The 24853-nt window shown below is 67.8% G+C and carries 22 protein-coding genes and 6 pseudogenes; 12 read left to right on the top strand and 16 right to left on the bottom strand.

What is annotated here, in order from left to right:
• The 5 genes and pseudogenes from ACWCPF_RS43750 to ACWCPF_RS43730 all read right to left on the bottom strand — a co-directional run.
• Positions 1-357 (bottom strand): annotated as a pseudogene (locus tag ACWCPF_RS43750) (hypothetical protein); the annotation flags it as partial.
• 194 nt (positions 358-551) lie between these two features.
• Positions 552-1013, bottom strand: a complete 462-nt coding sequence (locus ACWCPF_RS43745) for a hypothetical protein (protein WP_451050729.1) — start codon at positions 1011-1013, stop codon at positions 552-554.
• A gap of 78 nt (positions 1014-1091) precedes the next feature.
• Positions 1092-1271 (bottom strand): annotated as a pseudogene (locus ACWCPF_RS43740) (hypothetical protein); the annotation flags it as partial.
• A 79-nt stretch (positions 1272-1350) separates the two neighbouring features.
• Complete coding sequence (locus tag ACWCPF_RS43735) at positions 1351-2358, bottom strand: hypothetical protein (RefSeq protein ID WP_451050728.1); 1008 nt, start codon at positions 2356-2358, stop codon at positions 1351-1353.
• A gap of 286 nt (positions 2359-2644) precedes the next feature.
• Positions 2645-3505: pseudogene (locus tag ACWCPF_RS43730) on the bottom strand (IS701 family transposase); the annotation flags it as partial.
• 224 nt (positions 3506-3729) lie between these two features.
• On the opposite strand from ACWCPF_RS43730, the gene ACWCPF_RS43725 reads away from it, so the two are divergent.
• A complete protein-coding gene (locus tag ACWCPF_RS43725) occupies positions 3730-4653 on the top strand; it encodes an IS5 family transposase (RefSeq protein WP_451050732.1) in 924 nt (307 codons plus the stop codon).
• Between the two features lie 427 nt (positions 4654-5080).
• On the opposite strand, the gene ACWCPF_RS43720 is transcribed toward ACWCPF_RS43725, so the two are convergent.
• From ACWCPF_RS43720 to ACWCPF_RS43710, 3 genes are all read right to left on the bottom strand, one after another.
• On the bottom strand, positions 5081-5890 hold the full coding sequence (locus tag ACWCPF_RS43720; RefSeq protein ID WP_451050727.1) for a hypothetical protein: 810 nt from the start codon (positions 5888-5890) through the stop codon (positions 5081-5083).
• Between the two features lie 220 nt (positions 5891-6110).
• Complete coding sequence (locus ACWCPF_RS43715; RefSeq protein WP_451050726.1) at positions 6111-8117, bottom strand: hypothetical protein; 2007 nt, start codon at positions 8115-8117, stop codon at positions 6111-6113.
• Between the two features lie 202 nt (positions 8118-8319).
• Positions 8320-9765, bottom strand: a complete 1446-nt coding sequence (locus tag ACWCPF_RS43710) for an NF041680 family putative transposase (RefSeq protein ID WP_451050725.1) — start codon at positions 9763-9765, stop codon at positions 8320-8322.
• 374 nt (positions 9766-10139) lie between these two features.
• Here ACWCPF_RS43710 and ACWCPF_RS43705 point away from each other — a divergent pair, with 374 nt between their 5' ends.
• A complete protein-coding gene (locus ACWCPF_RS43705) occupies positions 10140-10976 on the top strand; it encodes an IS5 family transposase (RefSeq protein ID WP_451050731.1) in 837 nt (278 codons plus the stop codon).
• Here ACWCPF_RS43705 and ACWCPF_RS43700 read toward each other — a convergent pair.
• Positions 10948-11421, bottom strand: a complete 474-nt coding sequence (locus ACWCPF_RS43700; RefSeq protein ID WP_451050724.1) for a hypothetical protein — start codon at positions 11419-11421, stop codon at positions 10948-10950. The genes ACWCPF_RS43705 and ACWCPF_RS43700 overlap by 29 nt on opposite strands.
• A 124-nt stretch (positions 11422-11545) precedes the next feature.
• Here ACWCPF_RS43700 and ACWCPF_RS43695 point away from each other — a divergent pair.
• A pseudogene (locus ACWCPF_RS43695) lies at positions 11546-13343 on the top strand (ISAzo13 family transposase).
• Here ACWCPF_RS43695 and ACWCPF_RS43690 read toward each other — a convergent pair.
• A pseudogene (locus ACWCPF_RS43690) lies at positions 13226-13601 on the bottom strand (transposase); the annotation flags it as partial. The pseudogenes ACWCPF_RS43695 and ACWCPF_RS43690 sit on opposite strands and share 118 nt — an antisense overlap.
• A 213-nt stretch (positions 13602-13814) precedes the next feature.
• Positions 13815-14201: a hypothetical protein gene (locus ACWCPF_RS43685; protein ID WP_451050723.1), complete on the bottom strand. Its 387-nt coding sequence runs from the start codon at positions 14199-14201 to the stop codon at positions 13815-13817.
• A gap of 99 nt (positions 14202-14300) precedes the next feature.
• Here ACWCPF_RS43685 and ACWCPF_RS43680 point away from each other — a divergent pair.
• Positions 14301-14423: pseudogene (locus ACWCPF_RS43680) on the top strand (IS701 family transposase); the annotation flags it as partial.
• A 193-nt stretch (positions 14424-14616) separates the two neighbouring features.
• Here ACWCPF_RS43680 and ACWCPF_RS43675 read toward each other — a convergent pair.
• Positions 14617-15093: a pentapeptide repeat-containing protein gene (locus ACWCPF_RS43675; RefSeq protein ID WP_451050722.1), complete on the bottom strand. Its 477-nt coding sequence runs from the start codon at positions 15091-15093 to the stop codon at positions 14617-14619.
• Positions 15094-15214: 121 nt separating this feature from the next.
• Between ACWCPF_RS43675 and ACWCPF_RS43670 the strand changes: the two genes are divergently transcribed.
• On the top strand, positions 15215-15565 hold the full coding sequence (locus ACWCPF_RS43670) for a hypothetical protein (RefSeq protein WP_451050721.1): 351 nt from the start codon (positions 15215-15217) through the stop codon (positions 15563-15565).
• Between the two features lie 498 nt (positions 15566-16063).
• On the opposite strand, the gene ACWCPF_RS43665 is transcribed toward ACWCPF_RS43670, so the two are convergent.
• Positions 16064-16864 (bottom strand): MBL fold metallo-hydrolase, encoded by an 801-nt coding sequence (locus ACWCPF_RS43665; protein WP_451050720.1) that lies wholly within the window; start codon positions 16862-16864, stop codon positions 16064-16066.
• A 48-nt stretch (positions 16865-16912) separates the two neighbouring features.
• Between ACWCPF_RS43665 and ACWCPF_RS43660 the strand changes: the two genes are divergently transcribed.
• The 3 genes from ACWCPF_RS43660 (at position 16913) to ACWCPF_RS43650 (ending at position 19324) form a co-directional block, all read left to right on the top strand.
• A complete protein-coding gene (locus ACWCPF_RS43660) occupies positions 16913-17338 on the top strand; it encodes a MerR family transcriptional regulator (protein WP_451050719.1) in 426 nt (141 codons plus the stop codon).
• A 273-nt stretch (positions 17339-17611) separates the two neighbouring features.
• Positions 17612-18508, top strand: coding sequence for an aminoglycoside phosphotransferase family protein (locus ACWCPF_RS43655; protein WP_451050730.1), 897 nt, complete (start codon positions 17612-17614; stop codon positions 18506-18508).
• A gap of 258 nt (positions 18509-18766) precedes the next feature.
• Positions 18767-19324 (top strand): transposase family protein, encoded by a 558-nt coding sequence (locus ACWCPF_RS43650; RefSeq protein WP_451050718.1) that lies wholly within the window; start codon positions 18767-18769, stop codon positions 19322-19324.
• Between the two features lie 773 nt (positions 19325-20097).
• Here ACWCPF_RS43650 and ACWCPF_RS43645 read toward each other — a convergent pair.
• Together ACWCPF_RS43645 and ACWCPF_RS43640 are read right to left on the bottom strand one after the other, a co-directional pair.
• Positions 20098-20577 carry a hypothetical protein gene (locus ACWCPF_RS43645; protein WP_451050717.1) on the bottom strand — a complete coding sequence of 160 codons (480 nt, stop codon included), beginning with the start codon at positions 20575-20577 and terminating at the stop codon, positions 20098-20100.
• A 51-nt stretch (positions 20578-20628) separates the two neighbouring features.
• On the bottom strand, positions 20629-21915 hold the full coding sequence (locus ACWCPF_RS43640; RefSeq protein ID WP_451050716.1) for a competence protein CoiA family protein: 1287 nt from the start codon (positions 21913-21915) through the stop codon (positions 20629-20631).
• A gap of 211 nt (positions 21916-22126) precedes the next feature.
• On the opposite strand from ACWCPF_RS43640, the gene ACWCPF_RS43635 reads away from it, so the two are divergent.
• Positions 22127-22384 (top strand): YlcI/YnfO family protein, encoded by a 258-nt coding sequence (locus ACWCPF_RS43635; protein ID WP_451050715.1) that lies wholly within the window; start codon positions 22127-22129, stop codon positions 22382-22384.
• A 1-nt stretch (position 22385) separates the two neighbouring features.
• Positions 22386-22757 (top strand): toxin Doc, encoded by a 372-nt coding sequence (locus tag ACWCPF_RS43630; protein ID WP_451050714.1) that lies wholly within the window; start codon positions 22386-22388, stop codon positions 22755-22757.
• 139 nt (positions 22758-22896) lie between these two features.
• Here ACWCPF_RS43630 and ACWCPF_RS43625 read toward each other — a convergent pair whose 3' ends face one another.
• Entirely contained in the window at positions 22897-23334 is a 438-nt protein-coding gene (locus tag ACWCPF_RS43625) for a hypothetical protein (protein WP_451050713.1), read from the bottom strand.
• A gap of 155 nt (positions 23335-23489) precedes the next feature.
• Between ACWCPF_RS43625 and ACWCPF_RS43620 the strand changes: the two genes are divergently transcribed.
• A complete protein-coding gene (locus tag ACWCPF_RS43620) occupies positions 23490-23903 on the top strand; it encodes a hypothetical protein (protein WP_451050712.1) in 414 nt (137 codons plus the stop codon).
• 59 nt (positions 23904-23962) lie between these two features.
• Positions 23963-24292: a hypothetical protein gene (locus tag ACWCPF_RS43615; RefSeq protein WP_451050711.1), complete on the top strand. Its 330-nt coding sequence runs from the start codon at positions 23963-23965 to the stop codon at positions 24290-24292.
• The last annotated feature ends 561 nt before the right edge of the window (positions 24293-24853 follow it).

Raw genomic sequence — 24853 nt, 5'->3', positions numbered from 1 at the left:
CTTCACCCCGGCGGCGCGGGAGGCCAGGTCCCAGCAGGCCAGTTCGACGGCCGAGGCGGCCTGGCAGGCGTGCGGCCCGCTACGATGCCGCCCGGCCTTCCGCCGGTAGTGGAAACGGCGAGCGGCGGCGGCGTCGTGGCCGATCAGTCCGCGGGCCAGGTCGGCGGCGATGATCTGCGCGGCCGTCTCGGAGACCGGGGCCTGCCGGCCGGAGACACCGTCGCCGACGAGTTCGACGGCGAACCGGGTACGGTCCTCGGCCCAGGCCAGGCCCGCGGGCGGCTCGCCGCCGCTGCGGCGATCGGCTCGGGCAGTCCGCGCGGGAGTCCGGCGGGCTGGGGACCCGTTGCCGGGCACGGACCGCGCGGATCACGGTGGTGGCTGGCCTCGTGGCCCGTAAGGGGGTGGGGAGAGTGAGCGCTGTCATCAGACTTTCGCTCCCGTCAGTTCCTCACCGGCGAAGGTGAAGCACCACGGGGAGCGGTAGTTCTGCCACCACCGCGGACGCAGCCCGGTCGCAGCGAAGAGTTCCTCCACGCTGCGGCGCATCGTCAGGTGCCACTCGATCGTGTCCGCACCCGGGTGCGGTAGACGTCCATGAAGAGGTTGTGGGCCGGGTAGGTCCGGAACCGGGGAAGGCCGTCGTGACGTCGACGAAGTCCCGCAGGTGTGCGACGGCCTCCTCGATCGGGTCCAGGCCGACGATGTACGTGACGTCGGTGGTGATGCCCCCACTCCTTGCCCCGGGCGAGCGCAGCGACCATCTCCTCGGGGGTGAGTTTGGCCTTGGACTCCTTGAGGATCTGCCGGCGTTCGGTGAAGCATTCGGCGGTCGGCGTCAGGTGGAACGGGCCCAGGCCGGCGGCGGCGTCCATACCCTCGGCGGTGGTGAGCACCGAGGACAGGACGTGCAGGGTGCCGGTGTAGCCGTTCGCGCCCATCGCCGCGCGGACCTCTCTGAGGTGCTCCAGCGCGAGGTGCTCGTGGAGGAAGCACCCGGTGCAGACCGTCACCGTCTTTAGCGCTGTAAGTTGGCCCCTGTAGCAACCCGAACGCTCAGCGGCGGGACCGAGGGGCTCGGCCTTCGGGAGTCAGTTGCCGACCAGGCCCCATGCATCGAGCCCGCCGTAGATATGGGCCCTCAGGCAGTGGGGGGCGCTGAAGCCTGAGGCTTCGCCGCGGTAGATGGCGATGAGCGAGTCCTTGCCCCGCCACCAGGTGTCAGCGAGTCCTTGGACTTCGGGTACCGGCTCGAATCCGTCGAGGTTCAGGCGCTGTCGACGAAGTACTGAGCTCGCCGGCTCAAGCCTTCAGGCGCCCGAGGAATCAGCGGCACTCGGGGGTCTGCCGTCACGGTTGCTGCCTCTCGTATGGAGAGGTTGGTACGGCCGGGTGCGGCGGTACCGACGGCTGCGGAGCGCTGGACCAACGGACGGGGCCGCCGCTGGGGCCGCCGGTGAGCCAGGAACCGTCGCCCAGGGGCACCAGCTCGTACGGGTTGCTCGCCTCGACGGTGAACTCGCCGCTGAGGGTGCCCGTGCGTACGTCGACGAGGTGGCAACGGAACCACTCCTCCTCGTCCTGACTCTCACCACCCAGGGTGACGACGGCCGTGTTCTCGGTCAGGTAGCCGCCGCTCCATTCCACGAAGGACTCCTCCGGGTCATACCCGAAGGCTTCGATGGGGAGGGTGAAGAGCACGTCCCCGTTGGGGTGGTCGTGAAAGGCGACGTCCGCCTGCCCGTGGTCCACGGTCATGAACTGGTGCCCGGACGGAGCCAGGTCGATCAGGCAGCGGTCCTGCCACGGGTACGTCACGAACTCCAGCTCGCTGTCCGTCCCGCCCGTGCCCCGGAGAATGACGGAGCCGTCCTGGCCCTCACCGATGTCGATGTAGACGCTGCCGTCCACGGGATGCAGATGATGGAAGGCACCGTGCCCGACCGTCTCCAGTTCCCGGCGGGCGACAACCACACCGCTGTCGGCGTCGTGCACGACCCACTGGTCCCCGCCCCCGCGTCCCGCCATCGCGTCCGGCCGGTAGACCCACACCGTCCGGCCGTCCAGAGACAGCGCACAGCCAGGCCGGTGGCCATGGCGTACGTCAGAGTGCGGTTCGAAGTCCGAGGCCCACATGAGGTCGCCGGCGCGCGTGAGGCAGACGACTCCGTTCAGCGTCGTGTACACGACCCGCTCCAAATCCTGCCGGACCACCGACGCTACGACCTCCTCGCCATCCCGCGGCTGGAAAACCGCTGCGGGCTCCAGCGTCCCGTAGACGCCGGCGCCCACGACGTAGGCGAGGATCTGCCCGTCGCGGAGACGCGTGATGACCTTCGGTGGCGGCTCAGGAATCATCCGCTGAGGCTAACGCCCAGCTCAGCAACCTCAAGAGCCGGGGCGATGTGCGCTCAAGCTGGGTAGGCACGGGCTAGCTGCAAAGCTCAAGGGCCAACGAGAGCACTAGCACTCCAGCCGGACTTTGGTGTTTTGCCTGGTCAACGGCTTGGGTCTGGGGAGTGTAGCGGGGCGGTGCCGGAGACGGGACGGGTTCTCCCGGCCCGTCCCGCGAACGTGTGACTGTGTTGCGTGTAGTGACAACGTCGGGCTCGAGCCTGGTGTCGGCGACGCCATCGTGACCAGTTCACCGCGTGCTCTGTCCGTGCAGGAGAACGTCGGTGCGCAACTGCCAGCCGACGGCGGATCTCGGCTGGGGTGAGGTCCACGAGGTCGGGCGTGTCGCCTCGAGGTCCCCCTTTTCCCGCTCCTGGGAGGCAGTCACGGCCAGGAAGGCATGGGCGAGCATGGCCAGGGTGATGTGCCGGTACCAGCCGATGTAGCGGCGTACCTCGTACTGGTCCAGGCCGCACTCGTTCTTCGCGGACTGGAAGCACTCCTCGATCTTCCAACGGCATCCGGCGATCAGCGCGAGGTCGGCAACGGTGGCATGCAGAGGTGCGGAAGCGAGGAAGTAGGCAGTCTCGCCAGGCTTGGCGATGCTGCGGCGGGCAAGCATCCAGCGCTGCCGGGTGGGCTCGTCGCCGTCGAACTCCCACACCGCCGGCAGACGGGCGGCCGCCCAGTCGTAGAGCTGTGGCCCCTTGGCGCCGTCGCCGCAGGTGAGGCGTTGCCATGCCTCGGCGGGCGCCTGTCCGATGAGGTAGTCGATGCGCGGGCCGTGCACCTGTTGGGACTTGGGCACGGCGACGACATAGGACAAGCCGATGTCTTCCAGGAAGCGGCGAAAGCGGGAGTCCTGCCCGTAGGCGGCGTCCGCGGTGACCCAGGTGAAGGGCAGCGGGCCGGACTGCGCCCGCAACACCATGGCGCGGGCGAGGTCGTTCTTGGTTGCGAAGCCCCGGTGCTCAGGGATGCGGGCGGCTCGGCAGCGTTCGGCATCGTCGGCCCAGGACTTGGGGAGGTAGAGCTCCCGGTCGACCAGGGCGTGACCTCGGGTGGTGGCGTATGCGGCGAAGACGCTGATCTGGCAGTTCTCGGTGCGGCCGGGGGCCCGTATTTCAATAAGTGCTCGGCAGAGGGGTGTTGGTGGGAGTCTGAGACGCCATCCGCTTACCGTTCGGCAGGCTTGATCAGTCGAACAGGGTTCCTGTTCGGGTGATCTCTCGGTGGTCGGGGCATAGCGGCAGGGCCTCTTGGTAGCTCGGGGTTGCGATCCCAACCGAGTAGTACCAGGAGGCCCTGTTGTCGCAGTCTGTCGCGCTTGCGTCCGTGGAGTCCAACGCGCCGTCTCCTGCGTGTGACTGTCTCGCGCACAGGTTCGGCAACGCGGCGGACGGGCCGGACCGCGTGCGGTGTTACGGCTCCGACCTGACGGAGGCGGAGTGGCAGGTCATCCGGCCGCTGCTGCCGGTTCCCGCGTGGCTTCAGGGGCGGAGCGGACGACCGGAGGGCTATTGCCACCGCGTCATGCTGGACGCCGTCCGCTATGTCGTCGACAACGGCGTCAAGTGGGTCAACCTGCCCTGTGACTTCCCGCCGTACCGGCGGGTGCACGCGTTCGCCCGCCGCTGTCAGGTGACGGGCTTGCTCGCCGAGCTCCACGACCGGCTGCGCGACAAAGTACGCCAGAAGGATGGCCGTGATGTGGACCCGACGGCCGCCGTCGTGGACTCACAGTCAGTGCGGGCAGCGGCGAACATCCCGCGCTTCACGTCCGGCTGGGACGGCGGCAAGAGGGTGGGCTGGCGCAAGCGGCACCTGGCGGTGGACTGCCTCGGCCTGGTCCTGGCCGTCGCGGTGACCGCAGCGAACGTGCAGGACCGGGACGCCGCGGTGCCTCTGCTGGAGCGGCTGCGCACGCGGTACTTCTCCGTCCGGCTCGTCTGGGCGGACGGCGGCTATGCGGGGCGCCTGGTCGACTGGGCGGCTGAGAACCTCCACCTCACGCTCGAGATCGTCAAACGCTCGGACGACACCACGGGGTTCATGGTGCTGCCGCGCAGGTGGGTGGTGGAAAGAACGCTGAGCTGGCTGATGCGCTCGCGTCGCCTGGTGCGTGACACAGCCCCTCGACCTTCGCCTGGACCGCCTGAAGGCCCAAGGCCGCGGCCAGCTGCTGGCACCGCATCCCCAGTGGCCCGCGGCCGACTCCAGCACGGACATGATCCACTGGTAGTCCGCAGGCAGGACTGACGCCGTCATCCCCTCGGCCCGTCGCGGCACCCCCGACCCCGCCACCGCGCTCCCCACCGGCTCCACGACCGCGGACGGCTCGGCCAGCACCTCGGCCACCGTCACACGGGCATCCGCAACACGCTGAAGTGCGCGTTCTGCCTCGCCGAGGGCGGCCTGCACCCGCTCGGCCTCCTCCCGCAACCGCGCGACCTCTTCCCGGACCTTCTTCTCCCGGGCCTCCAGCAGACCGAGCACCGACGGCACCAGCCACCTCCGCAAGCGAGACGAACGGACGAACCACGCCCATCTCTCCCGCCGCCAGTCGAAGTTCATGCCCACCCAGCCCGAACCAAACGATCACGTTCGGAAAGCGGATGACGTCTGACACCAGCGGATCGATGCCACATCTGGATCCCCGCCCTCGTGACACGGCGCTCTACGAAGGCTATTCAGGGGGCAGTGAGAGCAGACTGTAGCCGCCGACGTCGATGCCTTCGATCACCTGTGTAATTCTGTGTATGAGTGCTTGCCCAGCCAGCCCACCGATTTCCGCATTCACCTCGATCCGCGCCATGCTCTCGGGCGCCATTGCGAAGCGGACGATCTCGACCCCGAAGTCGTGATCTGCGTTGCCTCGCTGACGCAGTCGGCGCTGTGTGTCCTCGTCGTAGCCACTGGCCTTGTCCGCTTGGAGGTCTGGATCCCCCCACCACAAGCCCGCTCCCGTTTTCACTTCGCGTGGGCTCATGCCAAGGGTATTGAGTAGCCCAAGAAGGCTGGGGTCGTGGGCATGGAACAGCACGTCTGCAGGCCGAATATACAGTCCGCCGTAGCCTAGGAGGCGTGCCGGGTAGGGGACAGCGAAAGACTGTAGATGAAGCGACGTCAGAACTTCCGTGTCGAAAGGGTTTGTGATCACTAGGGTCGAATGCCAGGTCGGGCCTTCTGGATCGAGGATGGTCATGTTGCGCTGGCCTACGTGGCGATCCAGATCGGGGCGGAAGGTGAACTTAACCGGGTCGCCTTCACCCCTTACTTCCACCACGAGACACTCATGGTTGCCGGCCACGTACTGCGGCGTCCAGGGCATCTCGCAAGTCAGCGTCTCCACGCCGCCGGCTGGGATGGACACGTACCTGGGGGACTCACCGATGCGTTTGGCGTTGGCAGGGACAATCCCGCTGTTGGCCTCAGCGAACCAAAATGTCGCACGAACCCTGTGAGCTGGGGCGAGACCGAGGTTCTGAACGGTCACGGAGACGTTCACCTCCTCGCCCGATCGTACGCGTCCCCATGCGTCGGCCGGGACGGCTCCGATGTCTGGGCAGGTGTAGTACACGGTCCCAGCAGGTACAGGTCGGGCTCCTAGATCATCCGGAGTGGAGCGGACAACGAGCCACGGGGAGTACTGCGGAGGAGGTTCCGGGTTCTGCCCATGCTGAGTGTCCACGTGCTGCTGCATCGCAGTCCCTCCTCTATTCACGGATGACCCCGCTGCCATCCCTGACCCAGGTGGGCCACCCCAGTCCACGGTCGCCATCCAGGTCCCAGTCCAGGAGCTTCTGGTCGGGCGCTCGGCCGAGCAGTGCCAGGGCGACGCTCACCGCGTTGCCGAACTCGCCCTGCGGAACTGCGCCATCCTCTGCCTCTTTCATCCGCTTTTCCCATTCGGCCGGATCGAGAGCGAGGGGCATGCCTATCGAAGTGGCTAGCGGGTTAGTCTGAACTGAAGTGAACCGGGGGCTGGCGCCAGTGCCGTTGTCATTGAACGTGAGCCCGTCAAGGAAGTGACGTGGGAACCATGATCCCCTGGGGTATGAGACCGTCCCTGGTTCTTCGCGTCGCCCATCGGGATAAGTGATCCAGTCGCTTTCTGTGGCCGACCATGCGTGTTGCGGGAATCGACCCTCTTCAAGACGAGAAGGACTGACACACGTATTCAGTGCAGAATCCTCAAGCAAGACGCGGCCGCCGCGACTCTGGAATACCACCTCGTTGTGAGCGAGCTGCACCGCGAAGGGCGGACCGAGGCCGGAAACCCGAAGAAGATCCCGGAAGGCATTGTCGAGCTGAGTAAGGAAGGAGTTCACCCAACCGAGATGGCAGCGAATGACGTGCCAGTCTGGATCGGTGCTCTCATCCACGATCACCGCAGCACTCACGAGCAAAGTGATGCCCGCAACTACCGCACCCATGAAGTAGGCGATTCCTCCCAGGATTGCGGCGGCGACTGCGCTGGCGATCTCGACAGCTGATGGGTTCGGCATGGCCTGTGCAGGCGTCGGCGGTGTCACTACCGTTCCCCCGACCACGACACTGCCGTCGACCTCGACCCAGGGTGGACGTTCACCACAGCCGTCGGGGTCGTTGATTCGATTTGGCGGGGTCGATCCGAACAGAGACCCAGAACCGTTGATCCACGTAATCAGCCAGGCCAGTCCGTATGCTCCCTGCACTCCGTTTCTGTCGAATCCAAGCGGGAAGTCGCCGTGAGCGGTGAAGGCGCAGTCAAGCCAGAGGGTCACCAACTCGGCGGGCAAGAACGCTGGCACCATCGTGCGATCACGGATCGCATCGAGAACGGAGGTCGGAGAGATCCCGCCCACGGCGAACTTGTCCTGCAGATCTGACCCCGCGATGTTCTTCCACGCCTTGTACGGTGGTACAGGGACGCGGCCCTCCGTAGAGGCGCCGGGCGGCGGAGGCGGGAACACGACTTCCTGTCCCGCAAAACGCAATTGACGACGTGTCCGGTCGTAACCCCACACCCAGGCATCAATGCATTGAGAGACCCACCGATGCCGCCACCAATGATTGCGGTAGGTGCCGCCCACGACACCGTTGATGAAAGGATTGCCGCACAACGCGCCGGCGTAGCCGACACAGGTACCGAGTCCGAAGGCGCGCACCCTCGAGTCAGCGGAAGCTGTGGCGCCCCGGTGCAGCGCCTCCCAGAATGTGCCCGTGCGGTGACTGTGCAGAACGTCCCGAGCATGCCGTTCAATTGTAGGAGGTACTTTGTTACGAGGCCGGGCATTACGGATGGCACTCTGGATACTCGATCGCATCCCGTTTACAGAGGAAACTTGCCCCTGAATGGTGTTGATCAAGTCAGGGAGTGTCGTGAGTTCTCCTTCCATGTCCAGCAAGTCGAGCTTGCTTTCGTCGCGGGCGACGCGGCCCAGCCGCCGGAGGATGTCCTTCAGTCGAAGAACGTTGGAGTAAAGCCCTGGAGTGGGTGGCGTACCCGGGGTCCCAGCGAGTAGTCCAAGGACCGGCGCCCAGACGTCGAAAAGCGGTGCCTGCGAAAAGCTGGGATTCGTGGTGCCGGGCTCGGTAGGAAGGAAATCACCCAACGTTGGGCCGATGGCCCCTAGATAGAAGAAGGGCAGATCAGCGTCTTCCGGAACCGGTCCTGCGCCGACGCGGAGCGAGTCCAAGACCATGTCCGCCAGAGCGAGCTGAGTGGGAATACCGGTCACGACAATCCCTTCCTTCGGAAGTCGGTCGAACCGGGCCGCCGCGGCTTTGCCAGTGGGTGGATGAGCTCTTCTTCCAGCTTCGGCCAAAGGAGAACGAGGTGCAAATCGCAGTCCAAGCTCGATGGTACTTGGCGCCTGCTGATCAGCCTGTCGCTTCCTCGCAAGCCTGACGTTTGACGAGAGCGCCCACTAAGCTTGACGTTTATCCTCGGCGGGCTTGGTGTTCCTTGATCGACTCGGCGCGTTTGACAGTCTTGCCGACGTCGTGGCGCTTGGCCCGGTACTTGTTCTTCGAGCCGGGAGGCCGTCCCGGTCCTGGCTTGGACGGTTTTGGTGCGGTCGCCGGACGGGCCGCCGTCGCGCGGATGTTGCGAAACCCCCGGCGGACGCGGGCGGGAGTGAGGCGGCGGGGCTCGGCGGGTCGCTCCCAGGGGCGGCGCAGGTCCTCGGCGAGGGGGCGGGCGAGGCGGAGCTGGGTGTGGGCGGCGATGATGAGCCTGGTCCACAGATCGGCGCTGTCGGCGTGGCGGACTTTCGGGGCCGTCCAGCCGAGCGTCTGCTTCAGGAGCCTGAAGGTGTGCTCAAGATCGAACCTGCGGAGGAACGACTGCCACCAGCGGTCCACGTCCACCGGCGTCGCGGCGGTGGCTGAGCACCATAGCCAGACCGGTTTCGGGTCGCGGTCGCCCGGCAGTCGCTCGACCTGCAGCCGCACCAACGTGCCGTGCAGGACGGGCAGTTCCTCCTCGGCGTGGTCCAGCCATGGGCCGCGGTGGGTGAGCCTGGGGTGCATCCGGTCCCAGGCCATCGTCTCGGCCTTGCCGTAGCTGGTGGTGTCCGTGCTGGTGGTGACGTCGGGCTGGTGCCAGCTGTCGGGCTTGGCGAAGGTGAGGACGCCGCCGTGCCGACGGGGCCGCCCGCCCTTCGGACCGGAACGTGCGGGGCCTGCGTCGCGGAGCATGACCCGGTTCGAGCGCAGGCGCCCGACCAGCACGACCGGCAGGTCGGCCAGGGCGTGGGAGAGGTAGGTGACGTCGTAGCCGGCGTCCATCACGATCAGGATCTCCAGATCGCCCGGCCGCCAGTGCCCGGCTTGCGTCAACCGCTCGACGACGTCGCGCAGTTGGGCGGCGGTGACGAGCGTGGCGTCGTCTGCGGGTCCCAGGCGCACGGCGTCCAGCAGCGCGACCCAGGAGGTGCGGCCGGACTCCAGCGCGGCAACGAAGGAGTACGGCCAGCCCGGCACGAACTGGTCCGTCTTGCGGTCGCCACGTCCGTAGACGTGGCAGAACAGCCGGTCGTCGCTGGTCGGGGCATCGGGGCGGAGCCAGTTGCTCACGTCCACGGCCAGCACGATCCGCCCGTCGGCCGCCTTCGGCAGCGGCAGGCCGGCCAGCGTGCGGCGCAACCGCGTCGGCTCCAGCCAACCGCGGTCCAAAGCCGCGTACAGCGCGCCGTGCCCGCGCCGGTGCTCGACCGCCAGCGACAGCTCGACCAGGGTCTTCACCGGCCCGTCCGCGCACAACACCGCGTCCGTGAGCTCGAAGAGCGCGTCCGCTCGGGCGTAGAGGCATTCGTAGAACTCGACCCGAAAGCGGGACAGGATGCCCAATGCGTCGCCTGCGGGCGCGTCGACCGGGAGACTCATACGCAGCGGCCGTTCTCTCGTGCTTCGTGACTCGACATCTCGAAGCGTGGAGAACGGCCGCCCCCGCTGTCCCGGGAAGAACCGCAGATCAGCAGGTCGGGTGACCTGCGAGGATAAACGTCAAGCTAAGACGCCATCTGCTTTCCGATCAGCGGGTTTGTTGGTCGAACAAGGGTCTTGATCGGGTGATCGCGGTGGGGTCGGTGCATGAAGGCAGGGCCTCGCGGTAGCTCGGGGTTGTCGAAGCCAACGAGCACCGGGAGGCCCTGTTGCTGCAGTCTGTCGCGCTTGCGTCTGGGGAGTCCGACGCGCCGTCTCCGGCGTGTGACTGTCTCGCGCACAGGTTCGGCAACGCGGCGGACGGGCCGGACCGCGTGCGGTGTTACGGCTCCGACCTGACGGAGGCGGAGTGGCAGGTCATCCGGCCGCTGCTGCCGGTTCCCGCGTGGCTTCAGGGGCGGGGCGGAAGACCGGAGGGCTATTGCCACCGCGTCATGCTTGATGCGGTCCGCTATGTCGTCGACAACGGTGTCAAGTGGGTGAACCTGCCCTGTGACTTCCCGCCGTACCGGCGGGTGCACGCGTTCGCCCGACGCTGGCAGGTGACGGGCTTACTCACCGAGCTCCACGACCGGCTGCGCGACACGGTCCGCCAGAAGGAGGGCCGTTCGTCGGACCCGACGGCCGCCATCGTGGACTCGCAGTCACTGCGGGTGGCGACGAACATCCCGCGCTCGACGTCCGGGTGGGACGGTGGGAAGAAGGTGGGCGGCCGCAAGCGGCACCTGGTCGTGGACTGCCTCGGCCTGGTCCTGGCCGTCGCGGTGACCGCGGCAAGCGTGCAGGACCGCGACGCCGCCGTCCCGCTGCTCGAGCGGCTGCGCACCATGTACTTCTCCATCCGCCTCGTCTGGGCGGACGGCGGTTATGCGGGTCGGCTCGTCGGCTGGGCAGCCGAGAAACTCCAGCTCACCCTTGAGATCGTCAAACGCACCGACGACACCAGCGGGTTCGTGGTGCTGCCGCGCAGGTGGGTGGTGGAGCGCACCCTGAGCTGGCTGATGCGCTCGCGCCGCCTGGTGCGTGACTACGAGACACTGCCCGCCATGCACGAGGCCATGGTGCTGTGGTCCATGACCATGCTCATGGGCAGTCGCCTGGCCGGGCGCCGGCCAGGCGGCTTCAGCCGGCCGACGCCGCGAGCGGGATGAACACCCCCGGCCGCACCTGGAGCGCCCACCCCCGCTCCACCAGGCGTTTCGCCTTCGACCGCAGCCCCTCGACCTTTGCTGGAACCACCTGAAGGCCCAGGGCCGCGGCCAGCTGCTGGCACCGCATACCCTCCCGGGCTGCATCCGACTCCAGCACGGACATGATCCGCTGGTAGTCCGCAGGCAGGACCGCCGCCGTCATGCCCTCGGTCCGTCTGGGCACCACCGACCCCGCCACCGCACTCACCACCGACTCCGCGACTGCGACCGGCGGCGGCTCGGCCAGCACCTCGGCCACCGTCACGCGGGCATCCGCCAGACGCTGAAGTGCCCGTTCCGCCTCGCCAAGGGCAGCCTCCACCCGCTCGGCCTCCTCCCGCAGCCGTGCTACCTCTTCCCGGACCTTCTTCTCCCGAGCCTCCAGCAGACCGAGCACCGACGGCACCAGCCACCTCCACAAGCGAGACGAGCAGACGAACCACGCCCATCTCTCCCGCCGCCAGCCGGAGTTCATGCCCACCCAGCCCGAACCAAACGATCACGTTCGGAAAGCGGATGGCGTCTGAGATATGACCCCGTGTCTGTCAGGCCGCGTTGCCGCTCGTGCTCTGCGGGCCAAGTTCGAGCAGATCCTGCCGCACTTCGATGAGCGCCGCCGTCGGTTGTACCTGGCCAGTGAGGCGACGGCCCTCGGCCGCGGCGGGATCGTTCGGGTCGCCGCCGCCTCCGGCACCAGCACTGCAACCATCGCGCGAGGTATGGCCGAGTTGGCCGGTTGCTCCTCACCGACCCTGCGGGTCCGGGCTCCAGGTGCGGGCCGCAAGCGGCTCACAGACAGCGACCCTGGTCTGCTGCCCGCGCTGGAGTCGCTGATCGAGCCGCACACCCGAGGCGACCCCGTCTCCCCTTTGCGGTGGACCACGCTGTCGTTACGAACCCTGGCCTCGACCCTCACCACAAAAGGCCATCCGGACAGCGCTTCAACCGTCGGACACCTGCTGCACACCCTGGGCTACAGCCTGCAGGGAACCGCGAAGACAACAGAGGGCATCAGCCATCCGGACCGCGATGCCCAGTTCTCCCACCTGAATGCCACCGCCGCCGCGTTCCTCAACGATGCCCAGCCGGTGATCAGCGTCGACACCAAGGCCAAGGAATGGCTCGGCAACCGGGACCGGCCCGGTCGCACCTGGCGGCCTGGCAAGAACGCGATCAAGGTGGACTGCCACACGTTCACCACCAACGACCAGCCCATGGCGATCCCCTACGGGATCTACGACATTGCCAACAACAGCGGATGGGTCAACGTCGGTACCGACCACGACACAGCCCAGTTCGCGGTGGAGTCCATCCGACGCTGGTGGCAGCACCGCGGACGGGCGGACCACCCAAATGCCAGCAGGCTCCTGATCACCGCCGACTCCGGCGGCTCCAACGACCCCCGCCGCTGGACCTGGAAAAGCAACCTTGCCACCTTCGCACGAGAGAGCGGCCTGGAGATCACGGTCTGTCACCTACCGCCGGGGACTTCGAAGTGGAACAAGATAGAGCACCGGATGTTCTGTCACATCACCGCGAACTGGCGGGGGCGGCCGCTGACCAGCTACCAGGTCGTCCTCGAGACCATCGCCGCCACAACAACCAGGACCGGCCTGACCATCGAGCCGAACTGGACACAGGCAGCTACGACCTCGGCATCAGCGTCACACCCGCCGAGTTCCACGCCCTTGCGATCACACCCAACACCTTCCACGGTGACTGGAACTACACACTGTCTCCCGTTCCACCGCGAGCGCCAGACGCGCCGGCAACGACACACCGGACCGACCCGGCCCTGACCGCGATGCTCACCGATCCGGCCCTGACCGGCATGTCACGAACCGCCTTTGAGTATTTGGTGGCGGTCTCGGAGCCTTTCTGGGACGCCTTGGCCGAGGCAGCATTCCAGCGACGCTTCAACCGCCCGCGCAGCTACCGCCATCCACAGACCAGCAGCGTGGACCACACCCACCGGCTCCTGGCCGCCATCCTGCGCCGCCGCAGAGCGGTGACCATGACGTTCCTGGCCCAACTACTGGGCGTCAACCGCACCAACCTGTCCATCCAGTACCAGGACGCAAAACGGCTCCTGGACCTGCACCGGATCCTCGTCACTCCGATACCCGGATCACCCGCCCGCACATTGGAACAGCTACACGCCCGAACAACCCCTGCGGATACCCGTCGCTGACAGTTATTGAAATACGGGCCCCCGCAGTGCCGGAATACTGCCGCTGCACCCCTGCCGAGCGTGTGCCCTTCTTCAGGAAGCCCGTGTCGTCGACGATGAGCACCGCCTCCCGGTCGCCGAGGTTGTCGACCACGTAGCGGCGCACATCGTCGAGGACCTCGTCGGCGTCCCACTCGATCCGGTTCAACATCCTCTGGATGCGGTCCGGACCGCCATGGCCGGCCTCCTCCGCCAGCGTCCAGCCGTTCTTGCGCTGCAAACGGAGCGATCAGGCCCCGCATATAGGCCAGCGCCGACTCCCGCGGCTCCGACCGGCTGAACCGGTGCACGAACCGCCCCTGCACCGCATCCAACTCACTCGCCCACACACGCACCTCAGCAAGGTCCCCACCCATAACCACGCCAACGACCAACCTGGCCAGCAGTCATGGCAGACACCGTTGCAGCACTAAGCGGCCTGCCCTGCCCAGCTCATGAGGCCGGGCGAGGCAGGTGTCGTTCGCCTGTGCCGCTTGGCGAAGCGTCGGCGAATCGTCCGGTCGCCCCGCTTCTGCGAGGCGAGACGACGGGAGGCAAGGTCGCGCTCCGTGTCCCGGTGATCTGACGGCTCAGTCCTCGGTGAACTCCTTCTGGACGCAGACCTCACCGGGCCCGTTCCAGCACAGCTTCATCAAGTACTTGGCCGCATACGGAACGACGTTGTAGTCGAAGTAGTCGCAACCGGCGTCGCCCCCGTCCGACTTCGTCTCCTTCAACTGCCACCCGGCCACGTACGTGTAGAGCTTCCCGGTGACCCCGTGCCCGTCGGCCCGCTTGTCGCACACCCGGAAGGTGTCGGGGTCGGGGTCGAGGTGGGTCATGGTACCGATGGTGTTTCCGCTGCGCTTCAGCGTCAGCGTGGTGTCGGCGGCACTGGCGGAGCCGGTCGCCCCGACGACGAGGGCGACGGCTCCGGCCACGACGAGGGCTCCACGAACGACTGGATACTTCCGCATCGCATCTCCTGATGATGTGTTCACGACGTTGGGCGATCAACCCTAGTGCTGCAACGGTGTCTGCCATGACTGCTGGCCAGGTTGGTCGTTGGCGTGGTTATGGGTGGGGACCTTGCTGAGGTGCGTGTGTGGGCGAGTGAGCTGGATGCGGTGCACGGGCGGTTCGTGCACCGGTTCAGCCGGTCGGAGCCGCGGGAGTCGGCGCTGGCCTATATGCGGGGCGGCGGTTCGAACAGGGTGAGCTGCCGGTGCGTCACCGGAACCACCGGGGCTCGCGGGATGCCACTGTCCGGGCCGGCCGGGGTGCGGTCCGCAGCAGAACGGCGTTCCTGGGGGGGCGGGTGTTGGCCAGGGACAGCTGCACCCAGCCGCCCTCGACGAGACGCGCCGCGCGGCTACGCGCTCTCGATGACGACTATCCCTGTCCCTGGTCGTCCTGCGGCAACCCAAGCGCTCCAGTCCGCTTAGCACCCCTCAGTTTCGCACCATCCAGCCTGGCGCCACGGAAGTCCACGTTGGCCAGGTTCGAGCGCGAAAGGTCCGCGCCACGAAGATCCGCACCCGTCAAGGTCGCGTTGCTCAGATTGGTGTCGCTCATCTTGGCGTCTCGAAGATCCGCGCCGTCGAGAAAGGCGTATTCCAGGTTCACGCAGTCCGTTCGCTCGACCATTTCACCGGTCTCTGGATCAACCAGGAAGCTTCCGCAGGTCATGTCCGCTCCGCGAAGGTTCGCGTGCTTCAGCGTCACGGCGCTGAGGCTCGCTCCCGCCAGACGCGCTCCCCTAAGGTCGGCTTCATCCAGGAAGGCGGCGTCCAAGTTCGCGTTGAAGAGGTCCGCCCTGCGGAGGTCCGCGCCGTTGAGATAGGCCCAGCGTAGGTCCGCTTCGTACAAGCTGACCCCGGGCAGCGCGATGAGTACCTTGCCAGGGAACCGCAGCCGCGGAGATCGGTGTTGCTGAGGTCGATGACCGCCCCGGCGTCGCGGTCGGGGTCGCGTCTGGCCACTGGCAGAGGTGCGGGCCGAGCGAGACGAACTCGCCGTCGCCGAACGAGTTCTCGAGCGGGTCAACGAACGCGCCTCGGCCGCGCCGGCGCCCGGGCATGTGGGCGGCCGAGCGGTGATGCTGATCCCGCACCGCGAGCCGGGCGTGGAGGAGACCATGCTTCCGCCGGACTATCAGCGAATCCTCGCTGCCGTGCGGCAAGCTGCGGGACCGATCATGGCCCGGGAGGTCGGCGAGATGCTGGGAGTGGACATCAGCCTGCGGAGCAAGCTGGAACCGCTACGGGGGAAGCTGGTCAGACTGACCGATCGCGGCTGGCTGCGGAAAAAGCCGGACGGTCGATTCACCACCCGCCTGTGAGCATGAGAACCGCCACTCCGGAGCGGCTCAGCGCGGGCGTAACCGGGGTGCCCCCGGCGGCCGTTGGAATCGTGTGACGAATACCAAAAAGCGCGCCGAGAACACCTGCCCGCTTGTCTACCAGTGCCGCTGTCCTGTCTCACTCAAATCGAGTCGTTTTCTCAACGAACCGAGTCGTTCGGGCTTCTGTCTCGGCGAACCCAGTCACGGCTGAGCGTGCTGGCATTCGGAATGGCTGTACCGGCTGGGGCGGCTCGTGCACGGCTGTTGGTCGATCGGCTGGTCGCGCGGTGGGCGGCACTTCCAGGCCGGTACTGGGCGCCTACGACCCGAACAGCGCCAGCACGTCGGCTATGAGTCGTGGTGGGAGCAGGACCGGTTGGTGCTGCGGGACTTCGATTCCTCGGGTCGGCGCGGCTCGTTTGCGCTACCGGCCTGGTCTGCTCGACGGCTTCACGGGGGCCGTCCAGGCCGCGGCGTGACACCACCACGAAAATCTCAGGTGCGGTAGCGGGCCAGCTCCCATGGGTCGTGCGCGGAGAAGATCTCGACCTGGTCACCGTGGTCACGGACCAGCTCGCGCAGTCTGGCCTGAGTTCCGAGCCGCAGGTCGCGGTGCGCCTGTGCGTGCGTCTGGACGATGTCCAGCAGCGGGTGGGGTTCCTTCAATTCGCCGACTTCCCGGTGGTAGTAGTAGGCGTCGCCGCAGTGGAGGAGCCACCGATCGCCATTCAGCACGGCGACCCCGGTGTGGCCGACGGTGTGACCCCCGAGGGGGATGAGTTTGATCTCTGGTGGCAGTCCCTTCGGCTCCAACGCGGTGAAGCCGAACCACTGCTCGCCAAGCTCGTGATCGTAGGTGACCCATTCGGGCTCGTGTGCCCAGTGGGCCGGGCGGTAGCGGAAGCTGGGCGCCTCGGCGCGCGCCACGGCGAGTTCGGCGGCCATCACGTGGACCTGGGCGCCGGGGAAGTCGGGAATGCCGCCGCTGTGGTCCACATCCAGGTGGGTCACGATGATATGGCGCACGTCGGACGGTGCATGGCCGAGCCTGACGACCTGCCGAATGGCCGTCTCCTCCTCGTCGAGCGCAGGTTGTGCCATCTCGACCCATTCGGTGCCGAGCGTGCCGCCCGGATCCCGGACGTTGCCGAGGCCCAGTCCGGTCTCGACCAGGACCAAGCCGTCGGCGTCGGTCTCGACCAGCAGGCAGTGATTCACGGCAGGTGTGGGCTGTGGGCCGTCGTAGGTGGCTTCGATCGTCCGGACCGATCCGCAGTTCAAGTGATGGATCTTCATGGCAACTAGGCTGCAACTTGAACTGCGATTCAAGTCAAGGGGACTTCGATGGATGAAGCGATGTTGGACATCGCCGAGGTCGCACGGCGCTCCGGACTGACGCCCTCAGCCCTGCGGTTCTACGAGAAGAAGGGCCTGATCGCCCCTGCGGGCCGCAACGGCCTTCGCCGCACCTACCATCCGGACGTGCTGGAACGCCTGGGGCTGATCACATGCGCGCGCAGCGCCGGATTTTCGGTTGCTGAGATTGGCCGGTTCCTCGTGGCGCGGCCGTCCGACGCGGACCTGCGCCTCCGCATGGCCGCCAAGGCCCGCGACCTGGAGGAGCAGATCGGCCAGCTCAAGCGGCTCCGCGACAGCCTCCGGCACGCCGCGGTCTGCGACCACGAGCTGATCGTTGACTGTCCCGGCTTCAAGCAGGCCGTCGGCAATGTGTCCGCGCCGGCACCTAGCCCAGGCGGCTCCTTCCAGTGATCATCGCCGAGCAGCGGAGGAGTCGGCACCACGTCCGGCTTGGCGGTCAGACGTCTGTACTCGACACCTGCGTGGCACATGGCGCCTGTCCCGTCTCAAGTGATCTGGTCCGAAGCCGCCACTGTGACCTGGGGCGACCAGAACGGTTGCGACACCTGGGTGGGCGAAAATCTCAGTTGATCCGGACCCTGGCGCATGAATACTGGTTGTCGTCTCAGTTGATCTGGTCTGCTTCCGGCGTTTCGAATTGGACTAGTGGAAGGGCCTGTGAGCATGACGATGCACGATGGCCAGGTGGACCTGACCACTGACATCGTTGTGACCTTGATCCAAGAACAGTTCCCTCAGTGGAGCGCCAGGCCGATCCGACGCCTGTCGTCGACCGGGACGGTCCACGCCATCTTCCGCATCGGGAACGACCTCTCCGCGCGTTTCCCATTGCGTCTGGTCGATGCCGCCGAGGCGCTGGCTGTTCTGGAGCAGGAAGCCCAGGCGAGCGCGGAGCTGGCACAGGTGTCCCGCTTCCCGGCCCCGGAACCCGTCGCCTTGGGAAAGCCCGGAGCGGGTTACCCCATGCCGTGGTCGGTCCAGACATGGTTGCCGGGAACGGTCGCCTTTGACGCCGACCCGAGTGGGTCGGACGCTTTTGCCGAGGACCTTGCGGCCTTCATCGCCGCCCTGCGGGACGCCGAGACGCGGGGGCGGCTTTTCAGCGGCGAAAATCGTGGCGGCGTTCTCACCGACCACGACGATTGGATGGCGAAGTGCTTCGAGGAGAGTGAGAGGCTGCTCGACGTGCCCCGGCTGCGCCAGGTGTGGAACCACTTTCGGGAGTTGCCGCGCACGGGTGCCGACGTGATGAGCCACGGTGACTTGATTCCCGGCAATGTACTGGTCGAGGGAGACCGGCTCAGCGGTGTACTCGACACCGGCGGCTTCGGCCCGGCCGACCCCGCGCTGGATCTGGTCAGTGCCTGGCACCTGTTGCAGCCAGGCCCGAGGGAAGTGCTCCGACGGACACTGGCCTGTGACGATCTGGAGTGGGAGCGCGGCAAGGCATGGGCGTTCGAACAGGCGATGGGCGTTGTCTGGTACTACGCCAAGAGCAATCCGACGATGAGCAGCATGGGACGCCGGACACTCGACCGCCTTCTGGAGTCGATGGAGTGATGTCGCCCCGGTCGTAGGCCGTGACAGAGACGATCGCTTGCCGCCCTCGCCGACAGCAGCACCAACGGGAACAGATCATCTGAGACGACGAGCGAATCGGGCCAGATCATTTGAGACGCGGATCAGATCGGCTGAGACGGAACAGCGCCGGGTCCTAGCGGTGCGTCACAGCCGACCGGTCTGTTTCAAGGAACCGAGTCCATGTGTGTCACCCAATCCAGTCCCCCCAGGTCAGTGCTATGTGGACGACTGACTTCGTTGAGACAGAACAGCCGCCTGCCGCTGTCCCCGCGCACCGTCAACCACCTCGCCGATCTGCTCAGGCGCCATCTGAAGGCGATACGGTCCAGGTGGCGGATCCTGCCGCCGGGGAAGATCGCCGTGATCGTCCTGGCCGTACTGCGCCACGACCAGCGCCTGGCCGACATGGCCGGCGGAAACAACGTGTCCGAGTCCACCGTCCGCCGCTGGCGGGACGAGCTGATCGGACTGCTCGCCGCCCAGGCTCCGCGCCTGGACCGCGCCCTGAAGAAGATCGCCAAGCAGGGCGAGGAAGTCGTCCTGATCGACGGCACCCTCATCCCCACCCAGCGCCGCGGAAAGGCCGACCGGCGGAATTACTCCGGGAAGCACCGCCATCACGGCCTGCACTTCCTCGCCCTGACTGACGAGAGGGGCCGCCTGATCTGGATATCCGCCGCCCGGCCCGGCCGCACTCATGACAACACCGCCGCCCGCCACAACCGCATTCTGGCCCACCTACGCGCCGCCAGCCTCGGAGCCCCGGACCGCGGAACGTGCCGTCGGGCCGTGTGAAGAAGAGCAGCGCGGCACGCAGCGCCTCCAAGTGCCGGTTCTCCGCCTGGGACCAGTTCTCCCGGTCTGCCGCGGCCGCCAACCCCTCGGCCACGATCGAGTGCGACGGGTAGGAGGCCGACGACGCGGCGTCCAGCCGGCCGCGAGCACGGAGCTGTGCACGTCCGTCATCGCTCGTTCCTGTCTTCCGGTTCGGTCCTGTGTCGCCGCAGGACCGTCATCCCGAGCGCACGCGCCTCACGTCATCGGGTTATCCCTCGCCTGACTCTCGGACTCGCACAGGCTGAAACCGGTGCAGCCGGCGCCGGCACCTTCCTCAGGCGTCGGGCTTCCCGGGCATGCGGCCGACGACCTGGTCGTCCATTCCAAGAGGCCGGTCAGGGTACGGATAGAGAGGCTCTCCGGACGCGTACTGCGGGGTCAGGTCGTGCGGCGCGACCAGGATCGGCGTGCTGAGGCCCCCGCCGAAGTCCCGAACCCACCGGGAGGCCTGCCACCGGTATCGCGTGCGACGCAGGAGAACGGCCCGTTCATCGCTGTACGGTTCACCCTCCGGTCAGAAGACGACGTACCAGCAGCCCCGGCCGCACACCGACTCCCACGCACGCCATACCTTGCCGGACCAACCGATGCGCTGCTTGTCGGCGTTCATTCCTAGTCCCCTCCGCCGATGGCTCAGGCATCGGCACCCCCGTCAGGGTTCCTTCTCTGCCTGCTGCCACGCAACTGGTCCACCTCGTCAGTTTCATCAGCGGCAACGCGGCCAGGCGCGCCTACGAGTTGCGCAGCCGGGTTACTGTGACGACGGCGTGCCGGGTCGTTCCGGCGAGGATCTCGACCGCCGGGCCCGGACCCGTGGTGCGGTACGCCTCCCCCACACAAGTGTGCGCACTCCGGGACGGTCCGCCCGCGACGAGGTACGCGGAGACCTGAGCTGCGAGCGGCGCCTTGAGTGTCTGCGTGAGCGCAATCCGGCCGCCGGGGAGCCGGACGACAAAAGCACGCGGACGCGCCGCGATCACCGCAGCCGTCACGAACCTGGTCTCCACCGATTTCTCCAGGAGCACCGCCTTGCGCACGTAGTCGCCGAACTGCGCCAGGTCCTCAGCCACCATCAGTGCGAAGTCCTCGTAAGCCTCCGCACGCATCTGGGCGGCCCTCACCGTCGCGATCCTGGCGACGTCGGAGTCGGTGAAGCTGTCGACCGGCAATTGTTTCGGATTTACCTGTACGGTGACCTTCTCGCTACTCATAGTGAGGATGGTAGAGGTGTGCTGAGCACTCTCAGCCGCTTGTCACCAGTCTCAACCGGGTGGCGCTGCCGCCGGGGGAACGGATGTGCCCTCGATCGCGTCGGGGAGCGGGAGGGTGTCTTGCCCCGTCGGCGGGCGCGGGGACGGCACGGCGGCCGGGCCGCCGTCCAAGATCTCGATGCGCTGTCCGGGCCGGGCCTGTGCGGCGATGCGACGCCGCTCCCCTTCGGAGGCGACCAACACCACCAGCGGCGCGAGGCGGTCCCGGACGGCGGCGACCCGACTGGCCACGGGGCAGATGACGCCGTACGGGGTCATCCCGACGTACACCGGCACGCCCATGGCGAATTCGGCGGCGCCACCGTCCTCTACGAACGGGTGGACGCCGGTCTCCCGGCGCACGAACTCGAAGGCCGGTTTCTCCAGAGCAGCCTGCCGTTCGAGCAGCGCACGAATGGCCGCCTCGCGATCACCGCGTGCCCTGGCCCGCTCCTGGTCCTCCCGGCGCCGGCGCTCTTGGTCCTGCTCCCACCGGACCCGCTCCTCCTCCAGGAGGCGGCGCTTCGCCTCCTGTTCCAGGCGCTTCCGGCGTTCCTCCGCCTCCAGGTGGGCGGCCTCCTGCTGGGCGTACTGCGGGGCCGTCCAGACGGTGCGCCGAGCCGGCAAGGGACTGCGCACGGGAGCCCGCCGCCGGTGCGACACCACCCGGCCGGCGAACACCCACCGCAGGAACTCCGCGAGCGGCACCTGCGGGCCTGCCTCCCACTGCCCGCCGGAGAACTTCGCCAGGCCCTCCGCCACGACCAGGCCGCCGCCGTCGACGACGGCCTTCACCCTCACCGAGGGCACCCGCCCGAGCCACGGCGGCCGGTACCGGTCGCTGAACCACACCGAGGGCACGCCGTCCGCCTGCATCCGCTCCGCACGGGCTGCAATGTCATCCGGCGTGATGGGCGAGAGCTGTGCCTCCAGGGCCATCCGCCAGGCTCCAGCCGGATCGCTCACCAGGACATCGGCCCGCCAGGCGCCTTCCGGACCGCGGACCTCTAACTCGGCGTGCGCGCCGGCGTCCCGGGCGGCGGCTGCCAGCTCCAGCTTCAGCAGGTGGTGCGCCAGCGTTTCTCCGGCGAGCGAGCATTCCGGGGCCCCCGGGGCGTGGGCGAAGAACCGCAGGCCGCTGGGGGACCGCTTGGCGTGCATCGGGTGTCGGCACTCGTCGCAGGTCAGCGGCGCGGGCGGCCGCACCTTCCACACCTGGTCCCACGCGCGCCCGCAGCCGAGATCGGGTAGGTGCGCGAAGACGGTCCCCCATTGCGCGTGCACGGCCCGGAACGCCATCGGCCCCCCTGGTTCATCGGCAAGAAGGCCAGTGTGGCGGGGGCCACTGACAACGCATCAGACCGTGATCCGGCCGTACCGGATCACCGGTGGGGGCCGGGCACGGTGGCCGCCACCTCCTGACGCCCGCTACCGCACACGAGCGGTCTGCCGGATCCGTTTCTGCCGGATCCGCCCCCTGTGCTGTACGCCCTGCTGTACGGTCAGGGGTATGTCGAAGTCAGTGACGATCCGGGTCCCCGAGGAACTCCACGCCCAGCTGCAGGAGCGTGCCGAGACCGAGGGCACCACGGTGACCGCGCTCATCACCGAGGCCGCGCACAACGCGGTCCGCGACCCCCGCCTCGAGGACGCCGCAGGGGTCTTCCGCCAGTTCATCGCCGACAACGCGGACGCGTTCGACGCGGCCTTCCCCGACGACGCCCCCGCCCGCCTGGACGCTGCCGGGCACCAGGGGCGGGCTGCCTGAGGTGGAGCTCCACATCGACATCCGCTGGCTGCTGGAACGCCAGGCGGAGGTGCTGCCCAAGCAGCCCGAGGTCCACGACTTCTCCAACCTCGTGGCCGCCGTCGCCCGCCACCGCGTCAACACCCCGCAGGTCGGCGCCAGGGTCGACAACGCCTGGCGCGCGGCCGCCCTCATGCACGCCGTGATCCGGCTGCGCCCGCTCCCGGCCCGCAACGCCCTGTACGCCGCCGCGATCGTCGTCGCCTACATGGACGCCGCCGGCGAGACCGTCGACCCGCCGTACGGCACACTGATCGACCTCGCCCGCGACATCGACGCCGGCCGCACCGACGGATACGACGCGGCCGACCGCATCCGCTCCTGGCGGATCTGACCACCGGACTCGGCGCCACGGGGTGTGAGGTCTATGAGCCACACACCCCAAAACCCCAGGTAGACGCGGTGAGCTATGAGGCTAAGAGGCAGACCTCGCGCGCCGTGCTTCTGTCCAGTGCCACTTTGACCGGGGCCGCTCAGCCGACCTGGAGAGCCTCGTTGCGCAGTGCGCGCAGCAGGGTCAGGGCGTCCTGGTCGTCGGCGTCGGTGAACGCATGGATCGCCAGGAGGATGGATCGGGCGACCAGCTTCGCGGTGGTGGCGTCGTCACCGGCGAGAGCGGCCTGATTGTGCAGGGCGTCCGTCAGGACAAAGACCATGCGGGCCAGCGGATCAGCGTTGATCTCCGCAACCAGTCGGCCCGTTTCGTCGTAGTCCATGGTGGCGTCGATGCCGAATGCGGCGATCAGGATGCGGTGGAGTGTGTGCTGCCCGTAGGCGGCCAGCAGCACCGGCAGAGGCCGCTCACCAGCACCGCCCGCCAGGGCAGCCAGGCCCTCGTCGTCGTTTCCGACAACGGCCTCCAGCGCGGCCAGTGCCCGCAGGTGTTCATCGCCAGTCAGCTCGATGTCCATGGCACCGCAGGGTAGGCCAACGCCCGGAAGACGCGGCGGCGTTCGCCGCGAAACCGCCCATCCGTGTCTGGTCACCGGCAGCGGCCGGTCAAAGTGGCACCGGACAGCCTCCGTACGCCCTGGTCCGGCCCGCCGACGCGGAGGACGATGGAGACATGGGCGAGCACGACCACGACCAGGACGACGTCGCCGAACTCGCGCGGCCGCCGCTCAGTACGGCACAGGCCCGGGAGATGACGGCCGGGCTGCGCAAGGCGATCGACGACGTCCGGCGCTGCCTGGCGGTGCTCGCCGCCCGGGTCCGGGACGCGCACGCCGCCCGTGTCTGGGAACCCCTCGGTCGACCGAGCTGGGAGGCATACTGCGAGGCGGAGTTCGGCATCAGCCGCGCGCAGGCGTACCGGCTCCTGGACGTCGCCCGCGCCCTGGTCGCGATCCACGGTGCCGTCGCCGCCAGCACCGAGACGTCTCGCACGCGAGACATCGACCCGGCCGCCGCCGCGCTCGACTACGGCCTGTCCCAGCGCGCGCTGATCGCCGTCTCCGGCCGGACGGCGTCGCGGAGCTGATCACCCGCCGACTCGCCACGCTCGCCCACAGCGGCCTGACGGCTCTCGATGAGCCGACGGTGCGCGCGGTGGTCCGCCAGGCCGTCCGCGACGTCCGCACCGCCCCGCTTCCACTATCGGACAGCCCGTCGGCAGATCCCAGGGTCGCCGCAGGGCGCCAGCTCGCCGACGACCTCTTCGCCAGCGCGCACGCCATCGGCGAGCTGATGCTCGAAGTCGCCCCGGCCTACCTTGCCGACACCGACGCGGCCAGCGGCGTCATGGCGCTGCTGTGCGAGCAGATCGGCGAGCCCCTCGAGCACGGACTCGCCGCCCGCCGCTACGCGATGTCCGGCGACCGCCGCGCCCTGCACGGCAGGGTGACCGTTGCCGCCCGGCTGTTGCTATGAGGCACACAGCCGGATTCCCCAGGCGGGCGGGGTGCAGTGTGAGACGAGGGCCTGCAGAGGCGAGGAGCCGGTGCTCCTGGTTGTGCTGATCGCTGGTGGTCTGCACGGGGCACTGTTCGGTGGGTTCAGTGGGTAGTGGCCGTTGTCGTGGTGATGGTGCTGTTCGTGGTCCTGGGGGTGGCCGTTGTCGTGGTGATGGTGCTGTTCGTGGTCCTGGGGGTGGTCGTTGGGTGGCGGCAAGGTGGTGTCGTGGGTGCAGCGCAGCATTTGCATGGGCCCGCGCAGCACAAGGCTGCTGCACGGGTAGCAGGCCGACCCCGCGCCTACAGCGACGGACATGAGCCGAAGCGCGAGAGCCGACACACGGGCAGGCTTGTTGTCACCCGGCAAGCGGCCGTAGTGAGCAGGGCCGCCTTTTCGGGGCGGTGCCTGGGCCGGCGGCCAGCCCGGGCACTCGGTTCACGCGTCTACTCCATGAACTGGAAGGTCCACGCCTGGCGTTGGTTGCTGACGTCGAGTGGCCTCAGGGCGATGCGGGGCGGGAAGATCCGCAGCAGGCTG

It is taken from the genome of Streptomyces sp. NPDC001858 (assembly GCF_053594615.1).
The sequence above is the reverse complement of the archived record's forward strand: the minus strand, read 5'-3'. Positions and strand labels throughout refer to the sequence as shown.